Here is a 16386-nt window from a genome sequence, read left to right on the forward strand (position 1 = left end):
TCACGCAATCGACTGATGCTCTTTGGGCCTCGCGGTGCGGGCCAGCCTTATTACCGCAAGACCCAGGATTGAGAATATACTGCCAACAGTGCCCAGATAGTTCAGCCCCAGATTGGTGATGACCAGCCCTCCGATCATTGATCCTATGGCAACCCCAAGGTAGAGCGCGGAATAATTGAGCGATAAAGCGAGCGGCGCACTTTCCGGCGCTATCGCCAATATGCGGCTTGCCTGTGCCGGTGGAAACATCCAGGCGATAACACCCCAGACCACCATGTGCGCGATCAAGACAATACCGGCAAACTCATGTGGCAAGGTCATGATCCAACTGACCAGGATCAGGGCAACTGTATTGAGAATGGATGCAGCAATCACCGTTTTCGTTGCACCGAAGCGATCGGCCAACTGCCCGCCAAGAAAATTGCCGAATGCCGCGCCAACTCCAAAAGCCAGAAGGATAATCGGCAAGTATTCACGGGAAAGACCTGTCCCCTCCAGTGCAACAGCCGCGATATAGGTATATACGGCAAAGCCTCCGGTCATATAGAGAAGCATGGTCAAGAGTGCGGGCAGCAGGCCCGGATGACGGATGACGCTCAGGCGCTTGGCCAAGGTCATTTTATCTGCGTAAAGGCCGCGTGGCAGCAATAGCCAAACAATCAACGTGGCCAGAACACCGATCAGGGCAATGAATAGATATGTGCCGCGCCAGCCCGCAAAGCTGCTTATAAATGCCCCCAATGGCGCGCCAAACGCCACGGCCAGAGTTGTTCCCCCGACGATCACAGAGATCGCTCTGGCGCGATGATGCGGCTGCGATATTGCAACGGCTGTCGCCTGCGCTGTCGCGGCATAAAGCCCGGCAACCACTGCAATCAGGAGGCGTGCTATCAGCAAGAGAATATATGTCGGGGATATTGAAGCAAGAATAGCACCGAGAACAAAAACCAATGCGCTTCCAGCCAGCACGATACGCCTATCCAGCGCACCTGTGAGGGCAGCGACGATGGGCGCTCCAATTGCATAGGCGAAAGCATAGGTCACAACCAGATAGCCTGCCTGAACAAGACTTACCCCCGTGTCTCCAGCGATCTCGGGCAGAAGGCTTGCCACGACAAAGCCTTCAATGCCGATTGCAAATGTGCCCAGCGCCAGTCCTACAAGACGAATGTCCATGGCTAATACCTAGATGTTCAACGATCATTGAACTATTCGCCTCCTCCAAATCAAAGTCAAGCGGTAAGTTCAATAATTATTGAACATTGAAATCTCTCCTGCCAATTGCTATTACATAGGTATGACGAACGCTCTGTATCATCCTGCGCCGGAAGAAATCGCTCTGCCAGCTGTTCTTGCGGCACTGGGCGATGAAACCCGCCTGACAATCATCTCCATGCTTGCGAGATTTGGCGAAGACGAGCGCAATATGACCTGCAGCTATTTTCTAAGCCTCGGATCAAAAACCGCGTTGAGTTATCATATTGGCAAGCTTCGTGAGGCGGGCATTATTTACGTTCGCCCTGAAGGGACAAAACGCTTGCTGTCCTTGCGGCGCACGGATTTGGAAAAGCGGTTTCCCGGTTTTCTGGATTCAATTCTGGCATCAGCAACGCAGCTCTCACCTGGCGTTGCTCCCTCCTCCACTGAATTTCCGAAACAATCAGGATTGCCATCATGAGAATAACGCCAAACGGCTCTGTCCCCTCGCGCCGCCCTCCTTCCGATTGGTTTACCGGAACTGTCTGGCAGGATCCAATCATTGAAGCGGAAGAACCTGCGCGATTGCGCGCTGTAACTGTCCGTTTCGAGCCAGGTGCTCGTACGGCCTGGCACACCCATCCACTCGGCCAGACTTTGCACGTGACATCCGGCTCCGGGCTTGCTCAGGTTTGGGGCGAAGCAATAAGGGAGATCAAGGCTGGGGATACAATCTGGATCCCACCGGGCGAAAAGCATTGGCACGGCGCCAGCCCCACTACTTTCATGACCCATATTGCCATGCAGGAAGCGCTCGACGGCAAAGCGGTGGAATGGATGGAAAAGGTTTCAGATACGCAATATTCCGGCCACGATTAGTCTGCTACATTTCTGTTACCTGTTCGGGTTGGAAATGTATGTTCGCATGAAAGGGAATAATCATGGCATTCGAAGACGTCAAAGCCAGAATCGCACTTTTGGTTGAAGAGATGGTCAAGCGGCCAGCGGATGCCCATGAAATCCATGAAACCCTGCGCGAACATTTGAATGAGCTCAGGGCCATGGGCATGCCCTTGCCCGATGACCTTGTAGCGCTTGAACGCAAGCTCGAGACTGATTTCGATTCATAACCGCCATTATAGCGGCCCATTGAAATTATCGTCGAGCCGTCCGTCGACAGAGTGCCTGCGCCTGTAGCCCGTTGAGCTCCTGCCATCCAGGGCTCCAATATCACGCATCATATGGTCTGAGAACTCATCCATACGGACATGACTGACAGGCGCGTTTTTGCCGTGCCCGGTTCTCAATCCCTTGATCCAATTTATCCATGCGGAGAATACTGGTTTGGGTGGTGTATGCGCTTTTGACATGTTCATTTCTCTAACTCCGAGTAAAGGCTGTTGGCCCTTTGTTGAAGCGAAGATGCGCCATACCCCAGTTGTTTTCCAACAAAACGGCAAGTAGTATGCATAAGGACAGCTTATGCGAGAAACTTGATGCAACTCCCTCCCTTATCTGCCATCCGGGTTTTTGAAGCCGCTGCACGCCACGGCAATTTTACCAAGGCCGCCGAAGAGCTGGGCATGACCCAAGCGGCTGTGAGCTATCAGATCAAGCTGCTGGAAGAGCGTATTGGGGCGCTGCTGTTTTTACGCAAACCGCGTCAGGTTGTGCTTACTGAAGTGGGCGTCCGGCTTTCTCCAGCGATCAGCGAAGCGTTTGAGCTTATGCGCGCTGCCATCGCCGCCACACGTGAAAATGCTGACGGCGTCTTGACCGTCAATACAATACCGACTTTTGCTTCAAACTGGTTGGTGCCGCGATTGGGGTCTTTCCAGCTTTCACACCCGCAATTGGCGGTACGATTGCAGGCGAGTCGGGAATTGATCGACTTTAACCGCCATCAGGTCGATGTTGCCATCAGGTCGGGAAATGGAAAATGGCCTGGCCTGACGAGCCATAAGCTTTTTGCTGCGGAATTTTCTCCGATGTTGACACCGGCATTGGCTGCCTCGGTCGGAGGGATAGAAACCCCAAGGGATCTTCTCAAATTACCAATTGTCGACACGGGAGATTATTGGTGGAAATTATGGTTCAGGTCGGTAGGCATTGATAATCCGGATCTGAAAGGCGACCCTCGCAACCGCTTTGGCGATCAGCATCTGGAGGGCAAAGCTGTTTTGGCTGGCATGGGCGTTGGAATTCTCACTCCCGCCTTTTATCAATCCGAAATTCAACAAGGTCAGCTTATCCAACCATTCGATATGGTTGGTGCCGATGCGGATCATTTTTATTGGCTGGTCTATCCTGAAGCACGCAGAAATGTCCCAAAGATCCGCGCTTTTCGCGACTGGATGCTGGAGCAAATCGGCAGCAATGGCAATTGAAAAGGGCGGGTTTAATCCCGCCCGCTCCGATCTTTAAAATACTGCGAGATAGCGCAGCAGCGAGATAATACCGATCACCACCACGATGACCTGAATAATCTGCTTGGCACGGCCATCCAGTGGCAGCATCTGGATGAGATAGAGCACGAGAAAAATCACCAGAACGGTGATCAAAAGACTGATCAAAATCGACATTATTTATTTCCTGTTTTCGGGATCAATACGAGTGTAGCCCTTAGAAACTCTCGTGAGCCGGCTTTTGTTCCATGCAATGCACGTAAAGAGTGCATTGTGCTCGTCCTGCATTGTTTGCTCTGGGCTGCACTGATAGTTTGCGGCAACCGCCATGCTTTCAGGAAATACCCATGCGCTCCTTGTTTCATTTTGCCTATCATGTAACCGATCTCGATGAAGCTCGTCGCTTCTATGGCGAGATTCTTGGCTGCGAGGAGGGTCGCAGCACGGAAACATGGGTTGATTTCGATTTCTTTGGTCATCAGATTTCGCTGCATTTAGGCAAGCCATTCGAGACAACCAATACCGGCAAGGTGGGAGATCACATGGTGCCCATGCCGCATTTCGGCATCATACTTGCGCTTGAAGATTGGAACAGGCTGGCAGATCGGCTGAAGGCTGCAAATGCGGAATTTGTCATGCCACCGGTTGTACGCTTTAAGGGCGAGCCGGGCGAACAATGGACAATGTTCTTCCGCGATCCGTCAGGCAATCCCATCGAAGTCAAAGGCTTTGCCGACTTCGCCAGCATCTACGCCAAGTAGCTTAAAATTCATGGAAGTGCCGCCGTCCAATATCAAGGCTGCGTTCTGGATGACCGGATCGCTGGCAGCCATCATTCTGATGGCGGTCTCCGGCCGCGAAGCTTCCAAAGAGCTGAATGTCTTCCAGATCATGGAGATGCGGTCGTTGATCGGCCTCGCCATGCTTTATCCGCTTATCCGCTCATCGGGCGGTATAAGAGCGATGCGAACCAGTCGCATCTGGCAGCATTTGGGCCGTAATACCGCACATTATGCCGGTCAGTTTGCATGGTTGATGGCGTTGTCAATGATCCCCTTGGCGCAGCTCATTGCAATCGAATTCACCACGCCAGCCTGGACCGCCATCATGGCCGTGGCGTTTTTGGGCGAGCGGCTCAATATCTGGCGCATGCTTACAATAGCGCTTGGAATTATCGGCGTGATCATCATCGTTCGCCCCGGTATCGGCACCATTGAAATCGGTCAATTGATCGTGCTTGGCGCCGCTTTTACCTTCGGGATTTCTTTCACTATGGTCAAATCTCTGACGCGCACGGAAAGCGTGGTCAAAATCATTTTCTGGATGCTGGTCATTCAGTCGGGCATCGGTCTTTTACCTGCCCTGCATAGCTGGCAATGGCCGAGCCCACACGTCATGCCATGGGTTATCATTATTGCCTTCACCGGCACATTCTCGCATTTCTGCATGGCGAAAGCTTTGCTCTATGCCGATGCCACTGTGGTCATTCCCATGGATTTTCTTCGCGTGCCCCTCACCGCAATCGTCGGCTGGCTGGTCTATTCCGAACATATCGATGTCTATACTGCCATCGGCGCGGCGCTGATCCTTTCGGGCAATTTGCTCAACCTCAAGAATCGCAAGTCCTAGAGAGGTCTATTCGTCGGGCTTCTGCATGTCTGATGCATCGGCATCATTCTTGGCCAGATCCTGCATTCGCGCTTCCGCAGCAGAGGACAGATGCGACCAGATTTTTGCAAGGCTGCCAGCGGCGCGGCTATAGGTTTCGTCAAGCCCCGGCCTGTTGACCAGTTCCTGAACCTCCTTGAAATCATCGACACCTTTTTGAATTACCCGGTGCAGCCTGGAAACCTGTTCCAGCGTAAGGCTGGGCTTTGAAAGGGCCGCTGGAACCTGCTTTACAAGCTGCTGAACCAGATCGGCATGCTGCTTGAGCCGCGTGACCCCAGTGTTTTGTATCTTTCCATCTTCTGTCATGGCTGCATATTCGCCTGCATCCGGCACGAAAGACAGCCCATATTGCTAATTAATGCTGAATCTGGGGTGTCACGTCGGGCAGCCCAACCGAATGCGCTATCCGATGTAACTTGCTTGGCTCGGCCTCAGCGCCCGTCTCGATACCATTGAGCTCTTCCACGGTCAGGCCGCTGGCAATTGCGAGATCTTCGACCGTATAACCGAATTTTTCCTTGATTGTTTTTACAAGATTGACCCCGGCAGTGATCGCGGAGGCTGTTGTTTCAATCACATCGGCCATTGTCATCTCCTTGTTTGGAAAATTTGCGTCTCCGGTAATGCGCCGCCGCGAATTTGGTTCCTATGTTTTCGGCATATTCTCCGCCAGAAAATCAATAAATGTGCGCACGCGAGTAGCCAGGTAATCATGCCCGACAAATACAGCATTGATCTGCTCCATATCGCCAGCATTGTAATCCTCCAGAATGACCTCCAGCCGACCGGCTTCTATGTCATCGGCCAGATGAAAATATCCGAGGCGCGCTATGCCCAACCCAGCCAGACACATCTGCCGCACGATTGCGCCGCTGCTCGCCAGAAAATTGCCGGAAATACCCATCCGCTCGATTTCACCGGTATCGCGATTTTTGAATGGCCACTCCTCAAGAGCGCGGCGGAAATTGAAATTCAGGCAATTGTGCTTCTCTAGATCGGCTGGCTGCTTGGGCCTGCCTCGCCTTGCAATGTAGTCCGGAGATGCAACTACAACCTTGCGGCTTTCACACAGTTTGCGTGCTTTCAGGTTCGAGTCGCGCATAGGGCCAACGCGAATTGCGATATCTGCTCGCTCGCCGATAAGATCGACCACGCGCTCGCTCAGGGTGAAATCAAGTTCTACCTCGGGGTATAATTCCAGAAATTTCGGCATAAGCGGAAGGATGAGAAATTGACCGACCGCAACCGACGAATTGACCCGCAACAATCCATGCGGCGCGACCGATGCACCAGAGGCGACGACGCGCTCGGTTTCTTCTATTTCAGAAATGATCCGTAGCGCACGCTGGCGGTAAATCTCGCCTTCAGGCGTCAATTGCAATGAACGTGTTGAGCGTACGAGCAAGCGTGTACCGAGCCGATCCTCGATACGGCGGATCATTTTACTGACCGCCGATGGCGAAAGGCCAAGCTTTCTGCCTGCCGCAGAAAAACTGTCCAATTCAACCGCCGTCACGAAGACGTCCATTTCTCCGGCTCTATTATCCATATCAGACCCCGCTACCGCTTATGAATTAGTTTCACAACAGCTGGTCGATAACAAGGAATTATCACACTGGCTGTTTAAGCCCATATGAGGCTTTGGATCATCAGATTTTGTAGCTGCCGCAAATGAGAGGAATAAAGAATGTTCAATGTAAGCGCTCATGGAGCAAAAATTCCGGCAATCGGGTTTGGCACGTTCCGTATGCCTGGCGCGGATGTGCTTCGCATGGTTCCCGCTGCTCTGAAGCTCGGCTATCGCCATATTGATACCGCACAGATCTACGGCAATGAAGCTGAGGTGGGTGAAGCAATCAAGAACTCCGGCGTCTCGCGCGGCGATATATTCCTGACCACCAAGGTTTGGGTCGATAAATACAAGCATGATGATTTCATCAAATCGGTCGATGACAGCCTGTCGAAACTAAAGACAGACTATGTTGACCTCCTGTTGCTGCATTGGCCAAAGAGCGATGTGCCTCTGGCCGAACGCATTGGAGCGCTCAACGAAGTCCGGGATGCGGGCAAGGTCCGTAATATCGGCGTCAGCAATTTCAGTTCAGCCCTCATGGCTGAATCAGTCAAGTTGAGCAAAGCTCCGATCGTGACAAATCAGGTGGAATATCACCCCTATCTCGATCAAAGCACTGTGTTGAAGGCCGCGCGGGATAGCGGCATGAGCATCACCGCCTTTTATGCCATGGCCGATGGCAAAATCATTGGCGATCCGGTCATCAAGGCAATCGCCGCAGCCCATGGCAAGAGCGAAGCGCAGGTTGTTCTGCGTTGGCTCATTCAGCAAGAAGGCGTCATCACGCTTTCCAAAACTGTCAGCGAAGAACGCGCCAAGAGCAATTTCGAGGTCTTTGATTTCGAACTGACCAATGAAGAAATGCAGGCCCTGCATGCACTTGCCAAGCCAGATGGACGGATTGTCAATCCGGGTCATCTTGCTCCAAAGTGGGATTAACTCTCACCAACTTTGCTATTGGAACGCGGCATCTCCTCAACCGAGGAGGTGCCGCAGTCGCGTTTAGACCTATCTGTGAATTGAATTCATAACCATTGAGCATGATCTGGTCATTATCAATGGAATTGCGATGGCTCATATTGGGGGCAACCAACCGGCCATCAGTAATTTCTATTTGAGGGCTGGCTTAACGCAGCATCCAATCAAAGGATAGGATCATGCCTCTCGCACTTCTAGCGCTGACGATCAGCGCCTATGCCATCGGAACGACAGAGTTCGTCATTGTGGGCCTCTTGCCCACAGTTGCCACAGATCTCAACATTACGTTGCCGCTCGCCGGGCTTATCGTCAGCGTTTATGCGCTTGGCGTCACCTTCGGCGCACCCATACTGACCGCCCTCACAGGCAGAATCGAGCGCAAGCCATTGCTGCTCGGTCTCATGGCCCTGTTCGTCGTCGGCAACACTGCGGCAGCACTCTCGCCTACCTATGAGCTATTGCTCGTCGCCCGCGTCATCAGCGCATTTGCACATGGCGTGTTTTTCTCGGTCGGCGCAACAATCGCCGCTGATCTGGTTGCGCCCAATCGCCGTGCCTCAGCAATCGCCATGATGTTTCTTGGCCTGACTGTTGCTATCGTCACTGGGGTTCCACTCGGCACATTTATCGGCCAGCAACTTGGCTGGCGTGCAACCTTCTGGGCCGTAACCGTGCTTGGCATCATCGCATTCCTTGCCATTGCATTCCTTTTGCCATCCAAGATCGCAAAAGCCGCCCCTGCCCGCATCATTGATCAGATTCGTGTTCTGGGGAGCGGGCGTCTTCTGCTTGCCTTTGCCATGACAGCACTCGGCTATGGCGGCACCTTTGTGATGTTCACATTCCTTGCGCCTGTTCTCGAACAGATCACTGGCTATGCCAATTCCACGGTCAGCCTGATCCTTGTGCTTTATGGCCTGTCCATCGCCGTTGGAAATATGGTCGGTGGTCGTGTCGCCGATGGCAATCCGGTCAGAGCGCTTGCAGTCATGTTCCTCTTACAGGCGATTGTCTTGGCGGCGTTCACCTTCACCGCCACATCGCCGGTCTGGGCGCTGGTAACTCTGGCCGCTTTAGGGGCATTGTCCTTCTCCAATGTGCCCGGCCTCCAGCTCTATGTGGTGCAACTCGCCAAGATCCATACACCTGAAACGGTTGACGTGGCTTCGGCGCTGAACATCGCTGCCTTCAACCTTGGCATTGCCGGTGGTGCCTTCCTTGGCGGCATTGTCGTTGCTTCGCCGCTTGGCCTTGGCGCAACGCCTTGGGTTGGCTCCCTGCTCGTTGTTGGTGCGCTCGGCCTTACTCTTTGGAGTCAGATGCTCGACCGACGCGAGTCTGCCCGGGTCCTCGCCCACGCCTGACAGGCTCAAAACTTGGCAGCCTTGTAAAAATCGGTAAGGTCAGCATGAGATTCGCAAGAGGTGTTTCATGCTGGCCGAAGTGGCACTGCCCATCAAGCTGACGTTCAAGCTCTGGTTGCGCTTCTGGCCCCAATTGGTGGCGGTGGTGCTTCTGGGGCTTACTGCTTCCCATATATTGATGCATCTGGCTGTCAAAACAGCCTATATGAACCATTATGCCGGGCTTGGCGTGTTGACCCTCGTTGCGCTTACGCAGCTGGTAACAACTGTTTCCATGATCCAGATTGTGCGCCCGGGACTGCCTTCTGTCAGCGCTGCCCAAGCACAATCCGACAAGGCAGCGGCGGGCAGCGGCTCCGGATTTTCCCGTTTGACGACGATTATCGCTGTCGCCCTTATCCCGTTCTTTGCCTATTATGCAGCCTGGGGTTTTCTTGGCGATACGGTTCGCCAATATTCCCGTTTGGCCCTGTCGATGATGCCCTTTGGCGGAAATGGCAATGTCTTGGATGTCCTAGACTCCAAATGGATATTGCTGTCCGTTGCGCTCTCCTGGCTTGTTCGCTGGTTTGCCAAGACCATGAAAGAACGCACAAAGCGATCTTTCTGGGAAATCGTCATTGTGGTTTGCGAAACCAACTGGATTTTCATCGGTCTCTACATTATCAGCCGCTGGAAAGATGACTGGATGCAGGCACTGGTCAATGGCAAACTATGGTCATGGTTTGAGCAATTGCTTGCCGGGATCGCGCAACCTGTTTCGGTTGCCTATGCGGCGACAATGATCCCGGTAGAACAGATTCCCGAAAGCTTTGGCACAATTGCCACCAACCTGTTTTTCCACGCGCTTTTACCCGTGATCTGGCTGGTCATGATTGCGCTGGTCTATGGCTATGATGTTCGTGACCAGACAGAACTCATGCGGGTGCATCACCGGGTCGAGCGTTTTGGCGAACGCTACCAGGCAGTGCCTAAATTTATCCGAGACTTTATCAATCACTTCGTCAGCGGCTATCGCTCACGTTATCTTCCAATCGCCAATGGAGTGCGGCTGACACTGAATTCCGGGCTGCTGCTTATCATCACGCTGATTCTTGGCTATCGCTTTATTGAGTGGGTGGCCGCTTGGGCGTGGCTGGGCGCAGCCCATATAATCGGCCCGCAACCCGGCAGGGTTTGGGAATTTGCTGGCAATGCGATTGTCTTTTTGTTGGGCAGCCCGATGCAGGATTCTTCCACCGGTCTGCTCGTGGAGCCCTTGCGCATCTGCTTCCTCGCTGCAATTTTGGAAACAGCCTTCTCGATGAGAAAGACAGAGCCTCAATCGGACACCAGCCTTGTGGCGAAGCCAATCTGATCTATTCGGTGCGGGCGAACCTCAGATAATAAGGCCGCTCGCTATAGACACCCAATGTCGGGCGCAGTTCATCCGCGACCGCTACCGGCACGAGGAACCGCTCTTCGATCACCATTCTTGTGCCTTTTTCCGCTCCTGAAAATATGGCCGACGTGCATGTCTGGATACCCTGTTTTGCAGGGCGCATTCCGGGAATGGACGTTGGAGACCAAGAGCGACCAGCCTTGTCTGTCAGTCGGATTGCACACATGAGCCATCGCTCCTGCAAATTGGTATCGCCGATCTCCACGAGAAATCTTGCAATCACAGGCACGGAACCTGCGGGCAGCGAGCCGGGGCGAATGCCCTCTTGCACCTTCCGCGTCCCGTAAAACTGCCAGTCGCTGCCACCATAATGCTTGACCTCACCCGCAGCCACTTCAGTGGGGTATAGATCGGTGTAACGGCTCATTTCCACATAGTCGCCATAACTGATGGTGAACAATGAGACCGGGACAATCACCAGCAGGGCCCACAGGCTGCGGCGGCGCCAGCGGCGCTCGGAAGGTTGGGTATCATGATCCGTCACAGCCATCGCGTCAGCTTCCCGCAGCCGGTTGTGGACGTGATATGTCGAAACGATCGACGATCAACGGCATGCCATCATTGAATTTTTTGAAGTCGTCGATTTTGATCCGCGCTTCGGAATCCAATGAGGGTTTCATCTGCGCCGATAGAAGCAGCGTCGCGCCATTGACCTGATCAGGCAATATCTCAAACGCCAGTTGCACCTGTTTCGGCAATCCCGGCTCGAGCATGTAAGGCGGTTGTCCGGGCAACCAGCCAACCCGATTGCTTTGTGCAAATCTGAGGCCGGTAGGTCCTCGCCAGATGGCCGTTGAAACACCCGTACTTTTGGTCGTTGCAGCAAGCTCTACCAAGGCGATCGCCCAAAGACCGGAGGTCGTAAGCACCTTTTCTTTTCCGAACTGGGTATAAGTCAATTCACGCGCAAAAATCACCTGATTGAGCGTTACGTCAAATTCGCGTGTGTGCACTCGATCATGCATCTTGCCATAGGCAGCAATCGGCCCTGTGAGTTCGCCATAACGCGGTTTCGTCACCCACATGCCGTACAGCAAGGCCACCGCCACAAGGATGACGGCAATATTCGCCAAGCGGCGCATCAGCCCTGCTCCCTTTGCAGCGGCAAGCGCACCGAACCCACAATGCTTTTGCTCCACCACCCCGGCGTTCCGGTCAAATTGTTGCGATGCTTGAATCCCCAAGCCTCAATTGCCAGTTCAACATCATTGCCCGCCACCACATCGCTGGGCATCAGCCAGACATAAACCATTTTCTCCGGCATTCCGGGTTGCAGATTTGGCGACATGGATTCATCGCGCGTAAGATAGACCATCGGTTGTTCGGTCTTTTCTGCAATATTGGCAGGCCATTGAAAGATTTTGTAATAGCCGCTATCGGACTCGATCGTGCGGTTCATCAATTCCACTTCAAGGATGATCGCCTTTTGCCCGTCCTTCGGTGTCGTGCTGTAAACTTTCTGGTCAGTTACCCGAATTGAAAGAGGCTTGATAAGCCACTTTCCCGCCTCCATGGATTGACCGGCTGTAATTTGCGGAAGCTGCGGCTTTTCAGCCGCTTCAAATGCTCCCAATACAAAGGCGAGCCCCAACGCCGCGAATGAACCAAGCCCTGCTGTCAGCCAGGCCGTAGCCTTGCTGCGAAACGTGACGAAATGGGACCACATCTATCTGCGTCTCTCCACAACCGTTCCGTAACCCAGAAAATGAGTCGCGCTGGACAGACCATGCAACAGCAAGGGGGTGTTTTTCAACCCTGCGGAGAAACCGTCCCGATAAGGCTACTTGTGTGCGACTTGCGGCAGATAGGCATTAACAAGACTTACAACTTGCGCATCGCGCTGTCTGGCAGTTTCGCCGCCCATCACGACAGCGACGAGCTGGCGGCCATTATCACTGATCGATGTGACGATATTGAAACCGGAGGCGCGAACATAGCCTGTCTTGATGCCATCTGCGCCGTTCAACTGGGCCAGAACACGGTTATGTCCACGGATGATTTTGCCGTCGAACATGAAATCCTGTGCTCCGAAGTAATGATATTGCTGCGGATAATGCTTACGCAAAGACAAGCCCAGCAAAGCCATATCTCGCGCAGTGGTAATCTGCTGCGCGTCGGGCAACCCGGAAGCGTTGTGAAAAATCGTGCCGCGCATACCAAGCTGTCGGCCTTTTGCGGTCATCTGGGCCGCAAATTGCTCTTCAGTTCCGCCCAGATACTCGGCTAAAGCCACGGCAACATCATTAGCGGATTTAACCACCAGCGCCTTGATTGCAGTATCCACATCAATCGTTCTGCCGGGTTTAAGACCAAGCTTGCTTGGTGCCTGCGAGGCCGCACGAGCCGAAATCGGTATCTGCGTATCCTTGCTGATCCGCCCCGATTGCAACGCCTCGAATGTCAGATAAAGCGTCATCATTTTGGTAAGCGATGCCGGTATGCGCGGCAGATCGGCACCCGCTTGATAAAGCACGGCACCCGTGCTGCCATCAACCACGATGGCAGCGGATTTTTCAGTCGTTGGGGCTGGCGTAATTGCCCCAACGGAATCGAGCGACGTTGCCGTCGTGCATCCACTTGCAACGCTTAAGGTCAGACCCAACACAGCTACGAATTTCACGACAGGATGCAAAAACATGGATACTCGCGGCATATTGTGGTTGGACCAGATGCGCCTTGTTAGCTGATTTCAGCGGCAACGCCAAGCGGTCGCATGAGCATCAGGCTGTCAGAACAACCTTGACGCTGCGCGACCTGTCTAATGCTGTGCGGAAGGCCTCCGGCGCGTCGGCGAGTTTGTATTCGCCTGTTACCAGCTTGAGGACATCAATCTTGTTTTCAACAATCAATTCCACAGCCTCGAAGAATTCATCGCCAAAGCGGAATGTGCCGATCAGATCGAGTTCCTTGGACATGACCGCATTGGCAGGCACGGGAATTGATCCACCGGCAAGATTGCCGACCTGAACAACTGTGCCACCGCGCCGAACTGTGCGAATGGCCGAGGCCAGACCTGCCGGCGTGCCGGAGATTTCAAAAGCAATGTCGAATGGTGTCGCCGCAGCAACTTCGGCCAATCTTTCCTCTCCGCCGGAGACATCGACGATCTGGTCTGCGCCCAGCTCTTCGGCAAACTTCAACGGTGCAGCCGCGATATCGACCATTGTCACGGATTCCGCCCCCGCATGTTTCAGTGCCAGCAATGTCAACAGTCCGATTGGTCCGGAGCCGAAAATGATCGTTGAAGTCCCTTTTACATGCCCTGCGCGCCGAACGGCATGCAGGCAGACCGCAAGGGGTTCAGCCAATGCCGCAGCTTGGAATGGCAGATCGTTCGGGACTTTGACGCATTGCGCGGCAACCGCGTCAAACACACTGGCGAAACCGCCCTGCATGTGAGGCGTCTTGGATGCAGAACCCATGAAATAGATATTTTCGCAAAGGTTCGGGCGTCCCTCATGGCAATAGGCACAGGTTCCGCACCAACGGGACGGGTTTACGGCAACCCTGTCGCCAACGGCAATACCAGTAACGTCGCGGCCGATTTCGATGATCTCACCGGCAACTTCATGGCCGAGAATGAGCGGCGAAGTGACCACGAAATCGCCGGTCTTTGCATGCCGGAAATAGTGCATGTCAGAGCCACATATCCCGCCGGCACCGAACTTGACCCGCGCCATATTGGGCGCGAGTTCTCCAAGTTCAATGTCAACGACGCGGAGATCTTCCGCTGCAAAAAGCGTGGCAGCGATACCTTTATTACTCATTTTATCAGGCCTAGTTGGGTTGGGAGCCAAAGTGTAATCGCCGGAATGAAGGTAATGGCGATCAGTGCGATGAAGAGCGGCACCAGCCAGGGCAGAATTGCCATGGTGGTTCGCTCCACGGAAAGCTTCGCGACGCGGGACAGTACAAACAGCACCATGCCCAGCGGCGGATGCAACAGACCGATCATGAGATTAAGCGTCATGATCAGTCCGAAATGAACCGGATCAATGTCGAAACCCAAGACCAGCGGCAAAAGGATCGGCACAAGAATTGTGATTGCCGCAATGGTATCGAGGAAGCAACCGACAAACAGCATCAGTATATTGACCAGTATCAGGAACACCCATTTGCTGTCGGTAATCGAGAGGATGGCCGCAGAAAGAAGCTGCGCCGCCTGACTGACCGTCAGGAGCCAGGCGAAAACCGAAGCGGCAGTGACAATAAACAGCACGGAAGCGGTGGTCTCGATTGTATCAAAGCTCGCTTTGGCGAGACTAGCCATTGTCATGGTACGATAGCGTACCAACCCAAGAAACAGTGACCAGAGAACTGCGGCAACGGCTGCCTCTGTCGGTGTAAACCAACCCATGGTCATGCCGCCGATAAGAATAACGGGTGTCATCAGTGCCATGACGGCGGAAAAGTCGAAATACCAGTCGGCAGCCAGCAGAACCACAAGTGCAATGCCGACCGAAGCATTTATAGACAAGCCGGTAAGCGTGAGCAGATAGATGAGGACTGGCACGCAGGCGACGACGACGATTTCCAGCGACGCTTCAAGCAGATTCTTGAGTTCGAATGGCGTGTCGGAACCCCAGCGCTTCACATAAGCGAAGATAGCAACCGTAATCATCATCAAGACGGTCATGACGATGCCGGGCACAATACCGGCCATAAACAGCGCGCCAATGGAAACATTGGCCATCATGCCATAGATCACAAAAGGCAGGGATGGCGGGAAAATAGGGCCAAGCGTTGCCGAAGCTGCCGTAACGCCAACCGCTGCTTCCACCGGATAGCCATGATCCTTCATCGCCTTGATTTCGATTGTGCCGATACCGGCGGCATCCGCCAGTGCCGTTCCCGACATGCCGGAGAAGATTACCGAGCCAATAATATTGACCTGCGCCAGTCCGCCCTTCATCCATCCCACAAGCGAAACCGCAAAGGAATAGATGCGGCCTGTAACACCGGCCGAATTCATCAGATTACCGGCGAGAATGAAAAACGGCACGGCGAGCAGCGGAAAGCTCTCAACCCCGGCGATCATGCGCTGAGCGACAATAATGTCGGGTGCAACACCGAAAAACACGAGATAGAGCACTGACGCCACGGCCATCGAAATTGCGACCGGCACACCGACAATCATCAATAGTAGAAATGAACCAACAAGCAGCAACATTGATCAGCCCTCGACGCTCTGGAATTCTTCGGGACGTTCCAGAACGGAATAGCCACGGCGGATATTGGCAATAAAAACCTGAATGGAACGAAGCAGCATCAGGACGAAAGATAAGAGAACCCCGTAAAAAACGATGTTGCGCGGCAGATCGATTGTCACCATCATTTCGTCGGCAACAATCTCGACATAGCGCCACATCAACCACACAGCGTAGATAAAAAAGCCAATGCGAACGAGATCGACAAAAGTTGCAAGAATGCGGGCAATGGGAGCAGGCAGATAGTGGTAAAGCACATCCACCTGAATGTGGCGCGAGACGCGAACACACATGACGGAGCCGAGAAATACGACGCCGATCAGGCAATTGATGGCGATTTCCTCTGTCCAGGCATAGCTGTCATTGAGGACATAGCGTGTGAAAAACTGCAGGAAAACGCAGCCGGTCATCAGCCAGAAGACGACGAGTGTCAGCCAGTCTTCAACCGCATATTCGCGCAGGTTAATAACCGGCGCCGCATCCTCGAATGAATGGGCAATTTCTTCCGCTGTGATCTGTGTATGAACTTCCTTGGACATGGCTGTCTCCG

Annotated in this window: 22 protein-coding genes; 9 read left to right on the forward strand and 13 right to left on the reverse strand. The window is 53.5% G+C overall.

Annotated elements, in window-relative coordinates; genetic code table 11:
• Entirely contained in the window at positions 1-1176 is a 1176-nt protein-coding gene (locus tag V9K95_RS10105; protein ID WP_336440704.1) for an MFS transporter, read from the reverse strand.
• A 121-nt stretch (positions 1177-1297) separates the two neighbouring features.
• Between V9K95_RS10105 and V9K95_RS10110 the strand changes: the two genes are divergently transcribed.
• The 3 genes from V9K95_RS10110 (at position 1298) to V9K95_RS10120 (ending at position 2327) form a co-directional block, all read left to right on the forward strand.
• A complete protein-coding gene (locus V9K95_RS10110) occupies positions 1298-1678 on the forward strand; it encodes an ArsR/SmtB family transcription factor (protein ID WP_336440705.1) in 381 nt (126 codons plus the stop codon).
• Positions 1675-2076 carry a (R)-mandelonitrile lyase gene (locus V9K95_RS10115; protein WP_115051469.1) on the forward strand — a complete coding sequence of 134 codons (402 nt, stop codon included), beginning with the start codon at positions 1675-1677 and terminating at the stop codon, positions 2074-2076. The genes V9K95_RS10110 and V9K95_RS10115 overlap by 4 nt, the downstream gene beginning before the upstream one ends.
• 62 nt (positions 2077-2138) lie before the next feature.
• Positions 2139-2327 (forward strand): hypothetical protein, encoded by a 189-nt coding sequence (locus V9K95_RS10120; RefSeq protein WP_115051470.1) that lies wholly within the window; start codon positions 2139-2141, stop codon positions 2325-2327.
• Between the two features lie 6 nt (positions 2328-2333).
• Here the strand turns inward: V9K95_RS10120 and V9K95_RS10125 are convergent, their stop codons facing one another.
• Positions 2334-2573, reverse strand: a complete 240-nt coding sequence (locus tag V9K95_RS10125) for a hypothetical protein (RefSeq protein WP_307282276.1) — start codon at positions 2571-2573, stop codon at positions 2334-2336.
• A 120-nt stretch (positions 2574-2693) separates the two neighbouring features.
• On the opposite strand from V9K95_RS10125, the gene gcvA reads away from it, so the two are divergent.
• Entirely contained in the window at positions 2694-3584 is an 891-nt protein-coding gene (gene gcvA / locus V9K95_RS10130; RefSeq protein WP_115051472.1) for a transcriptional regulator GcvA, read from the forward strand.
• Positions 3585-3617: 33 nt separating this feature from the next.
• Here the strand turns inward: gcvA and V9K95_RS10135 are convergent, their stop codons facing one another.
• Positions 3618-3779: a Thivi_2564 family membrane protein gene (locus V9K95_RS10135; protein WP_115051473.1), complete on the reverse strand. Its 162-nt coding sequence runs from the start codon at positions 3777-3779 to the stop codon at positions 3618-3620.
• A 170-nt stretch (positions 3780-3949) separates the two neighbouring features.
• Here V9K95_RS10135 and V9K95_RS10140 point away from each other — a divergent pair, with 170 nt between their 5' ends.
• Together V9K95_RS10140 and V9K95_RS10145 are read left to right on the forward strand one after the other, a co-directional pair.
• Entirely contained in the window at positions 3950-4363 is a 414-nt protein-coding gene (locus V9K95_RS10140; protein ID WP_336440706.1) for a VOC family protein, read from the forward strand.
• 10 nt (positions 4364-4373) lie between these two features.
• Positions 4374-5231, forward strand: a complete 858-nt coding sequence (locus V9K95_RS10145; protein ID WP_336440707.1) for a DMT family transporter — start codon at positions 4374-4376, stop codon at positions 5229-5231.
• A gap of 6 nt (positions 5232-5237) precedes the next feature.
• Here the strand turns inward: V9K95_RS10145 and V9K95_RS10150 are convergent, their stop codons facing one another.
• From V9K95_RS10150 to V9K95_RS10160, 3 genes are read right to left on the reverse strand one after another with little or no spacing between them, the layout of a single operon-like run.
• Positions 5238-5579 (reverse strand): hypothetical protein, encoded by a 342-nt coding sequence (locus V9K95_RS10150; RefSeq protein WP_336440708.1) that lies wholly within the window; start codon positions 5577-5579, stop codon positions 5238-5240.
• 49 nt (positions 5580-5628) lie between these two features.
• Positions 5629-5859 (reverse strand): XRE family transcriptional regulator, encoded by a 231-nt coding sequence (locus tag V9K95_RS10155; protein ID WP_115051477.1) that lies wholly within the window; start codon positions 5857-5859, stop codon positions 5629-5631.
• A 60-nt stretch (positions 5860-5919) separates the two neighbouring features.
• Complete coding sequence (locus tag V9K95_RS10160) at positions 5920-6822, reverse strand: LysR family transcriptional regulator (RefSeq protein ID WP_336440709.1); 903 nt, start codon at positions 6820-6822, stop codon at positions 5920-5922.
• 138 nt (positions 6823-6960) lie between these two features.
• Here V9K95_RS10160 and V9K95_RS10165 point away from each other — a divergent pair, with 138 nt between their 5' ends.
• The 3 genes from V9K95_RS10165 to V9K95_RS10175 all read left to right on the forward strand — a co-directional run bounded on the left by V9K95_RS10165 (position 6961) and on the right by V9K95_RS10175 (position 10545).
• A complete protein-coding gene (locus tag V9K95_RS10165) occupies positions 6961-7785 on the forward strand; it encodes an aldo/keto reductase (protein WP_336440710.1) in 825 nt (274 codons plus the stop codon).
• Between the two features lie 218 nt (positions 7786-8003).
• Positions 8004-9188 (forward strand): MFS transporter, encoded by a 1185-nt coding sequence (locus V9K95_RS10170; RefSeq protein ID WP_336440711.1) that lies wholly within the window; start codon positions 8004-8006, stop codon positions 9186-9188.
• 67 nt (positions 9189-9255) lie between these two features.
• Positions 9256-10545 (forward strand): hypothetical protein, encoded by a 1290-nt coding sequence (locus V9K95_RS10175; RefSeq protein WP_336440712.1) that lies wholly within the window; start codon positions 9256-9258, stop codon positions 10543-10545.
• 1 nt (position 10546) lies between these two features.
• On the opposite strand, the gene V9K95_RS10180 is transcribed toward V9K95_RS10175, so the two are convergent.
• From V9K95_RS10180 to V9K95_RS10210, 7 genes are all read right to left on the reverse strand, one after another.
• On the reverse strand, positions 10547-11119 hold the full coding sequence (locus V9K95_RS10180) for a hypothetical protein (protein WP_336440713.1): 573 nt from the start codon (positions 11117-11119) through the stop codon (positions 10547-10549).
• A 4-nt stretch (positions 11120-11123) separates the two neighbouring features.
• Positions 11124-11711, reverse strand: coding sequence for a hypothetical protein (locus V9K95_RS10185; protein ID WP_336440714.1), 588 nt, complete (start codon positions 11709-11711; stop codon positions 11124-11126).
• A complete protein-coding gene (locus V9K95_RS10190) occupies positions 11711-12295 on the reverse strand; it encodes a hypothetical protein (RefSeq protein WP_336440715.1) in 585 nt (194 codons plus the stop codon). The genes V9K95_RS10185 and V9K95_RS10190 overlap by 1 nt, the downstream gene beginning before the upstream one ends.
• A gap of 114 nt (positions 12296-12409) precedes the next feature.
• Positions 12410-13267, reverse strand: a complete 858-nt coding sequence (locus tag V9K95_RS10195) for a D-alanyl-D-alanine carboxypeptidase family protein (RefSeq protein ID WP_336440716.1) — start codon at positions 13265-13267, stop codon at positions 12410-12412.
• A gap of 82 nt (positions 13268-13349) precedes the next feature.
• Complete coding sequence (locus V9K95_RS10200) at positions 13350-14396, reverse strand: L-idonate 5-dehydrogenase (RefSeq protein ID WP_336440717.1); 1047 nt, start codon at positions 14394-14396, stop codon at positions 13350-13352.
• Positions 14393-15799, reverse strand: coding sequence for a TRAP transporter large permease (locus V9K95_RS10205; RefSeq protein WP_115051487.1), 1407 nt, complete (start codon positions 15797-15799; stop codon positions 14393-14395). The genes V9K95_RS10200 and V9K95_RS10205 overlap by 4 nt, the downstream gene beginning before the upstream one ends.
• A gap of 3 nt (positions 15800-15802) precedes the next feature.
• Complete coding sequence (locus V9K95_RS10210) at positions 15803-16375, reverse strand: TRAP transporter small permease (RefSeq protein ID WP_336440718.1); 573 nt, start codon at positions 16373-16375, stop codon at positions 15803-15805.
• Between the last annotated feature and the right edge of the window lie 11 nt (positions 16376-16386).

It is taken from the genome of Phyllobacterium sp. CCNWLW183 (genome assembly GCF_037203775.1).
Classification (GTDB): domain Bacteria; phylum Pseudomonadota; class Alphaproteobacteria; order Rhizobiales; family Rhizobiaceae; genus Phyllobacterium; species Phyllobacterium ifriqiyense.

Bases quoted from the DNA above. Each gene is read 5' to 3' on its own strand.
- V9K95_RS10185 (WP_336440714.1), bottom strand. From the start codon at position 11,711: ATGCGCCGCTTGGCGAATATTGCCGTCATCCTTGTGGCGGTGGCCTTG.
- V9K95_RS10165 (WP_336440710.1), top strand. From the start codon at position 6,961: ATGTTCAATGTAAGCGCTCATGGAGCAAAAATTCCGGCAATCGGGTTT.
- V9K95_RS10180 (WP_336440713.1), bottom strand. From the start codon at position 11,119: ATGGCTGTGACGGATCATGATACCCAACCTTCCGAGCGCCGCTGGCGC.
- V9K95_RS10140 (WP_336440706.1), top strand. From the start codon at position 3,950: ATGCGCTCCTTGTTTCATTTTGCCTATCATGTAACCGATCTCGATGAA.
- V9K95_RS10105 (WP_336440704.1), bottom strand. From the start codon at position 1,176: ATGGACATTCGTCTTGTAGGACTGGCGCTGGGCACATTTGCAATCGGC.
- V9K95_RS10200 (WP_336440717.1), bottom strand. From the start codon at position 14,396: ATGAGTAATAAAGGTATCGCTGCCACGCTTTTTGCAGCGGAAGATCTC.
- V9K95_RS10160 (WP_336440709.1), bottom strand. From the start codon at position 6,822: ATGGATAATAGAGCCGGAGAAATGGACGTCTTCGTGACGGCGGTTGAA.
- V9K95_RS10145 (WP_336440707.1), top strand. From the start codon at position 4,374: ATGGAAGTGCCGCCGTCCAATATCAAGGCTGCGTTCTGGATGACCGGA.
- V9K95_RS10170 (WP_336440711.1), top strand. From the start codon at position 8,004: ATGCCTCTCGCACTTCTAGCGCTGACGATCAGCGCCTATGCCATCGGA.
- V9K95_RS10190 (WP_336440715.1), bottom strand. From the start codon at position 12,295: ATGTGGTCCCATTTCGTCACGTTTCGCAGCAAGGCTACGGCCTGGCTG.
- V9K95_RS10175 (WP_336440712.1), top strand. From the start codon at position 9,256: ATGCTGGCCGAAGTGGCACTGCCCATCAAGCTGACGTTCAAGCTCTGG.
- V9K95_RS10110 (WP_336440705.1), top strand. From the start codon at position 1,298: ATGACGAACGCTCTGTATCATCCTGCGCCGGAAGAAATCGCTCTGCCA.
- gcvA (WP_115051472.1), top strand. From the start codon at position 2,694: ATGCAACTCCCTCCCTTATCTGCCATCCGGGTTTTTGAAGCCGCTGCA.
- V9K95_RS10115 (WP_115051469.1), top strand. From the start codon at position 1,675: ATGAGAATAACGCCAAACGGCTCTGTCCCCTCGCGCCGCCCTCCTTCC.
- V9K95_RS10125 (WP_307282276.1), bottom strand. From the start codon at position 2,573: ATGAACATGTCAAAAGCGCATACACCACCCAAACCAGTATTCTCCGCA.
- V9K95_RS10195 (WP_336440716.1), bottom strand. From the start codon at position 13,267: ATGTTTTTGCATCCTGTCGTGAAATTCGTAGCTGTGTTGGGTCTGACC.
- V9K95_RS10135 (WP_115051473.1), bottom strand. From the start codon at position 3,779: ATGTCGATTTTGATCAGTCTTTTGATCACCGTTCTGGTGATTTTTCTC.
- V9K95_RS10155 (WP_115051477.1), bottom strand. From the start codon at position 5,859: ATGGCCGATGTGATTGAAACAACAGCCTCCGCGATCACTGCCGGGGTC.
- V9K95_RS10120 (WP_115051470.1), top strand. From the start codon at position 2,139: ATGGCATTCGAAGACGTCAAAGCCAGAATCGCACTTTTGGTTGAAGAG.
- V9K95_RS10205 (WP_115051487.1), bottom strand. From the start codon at position 15,799: ATGTTGCTGCTTGTTGGTTCATTTCTACTATTGATGATTGTCGGTGTG.
- V9K95_RS10150 (WP_336440708.1), bottom strand. From the start codon at position 5,579: ATGACAGAAGATGGAAAGATACAAAACACTGGGGTCACGCGGCTCAAG.
- V9K95_RS10210 (WP_336440718.1), bottom strand. From the start codon at position 16,375: ATGTCCAAGGAAGTTCATACACAGATCACAGCGGAAGAAATTGCCCAT.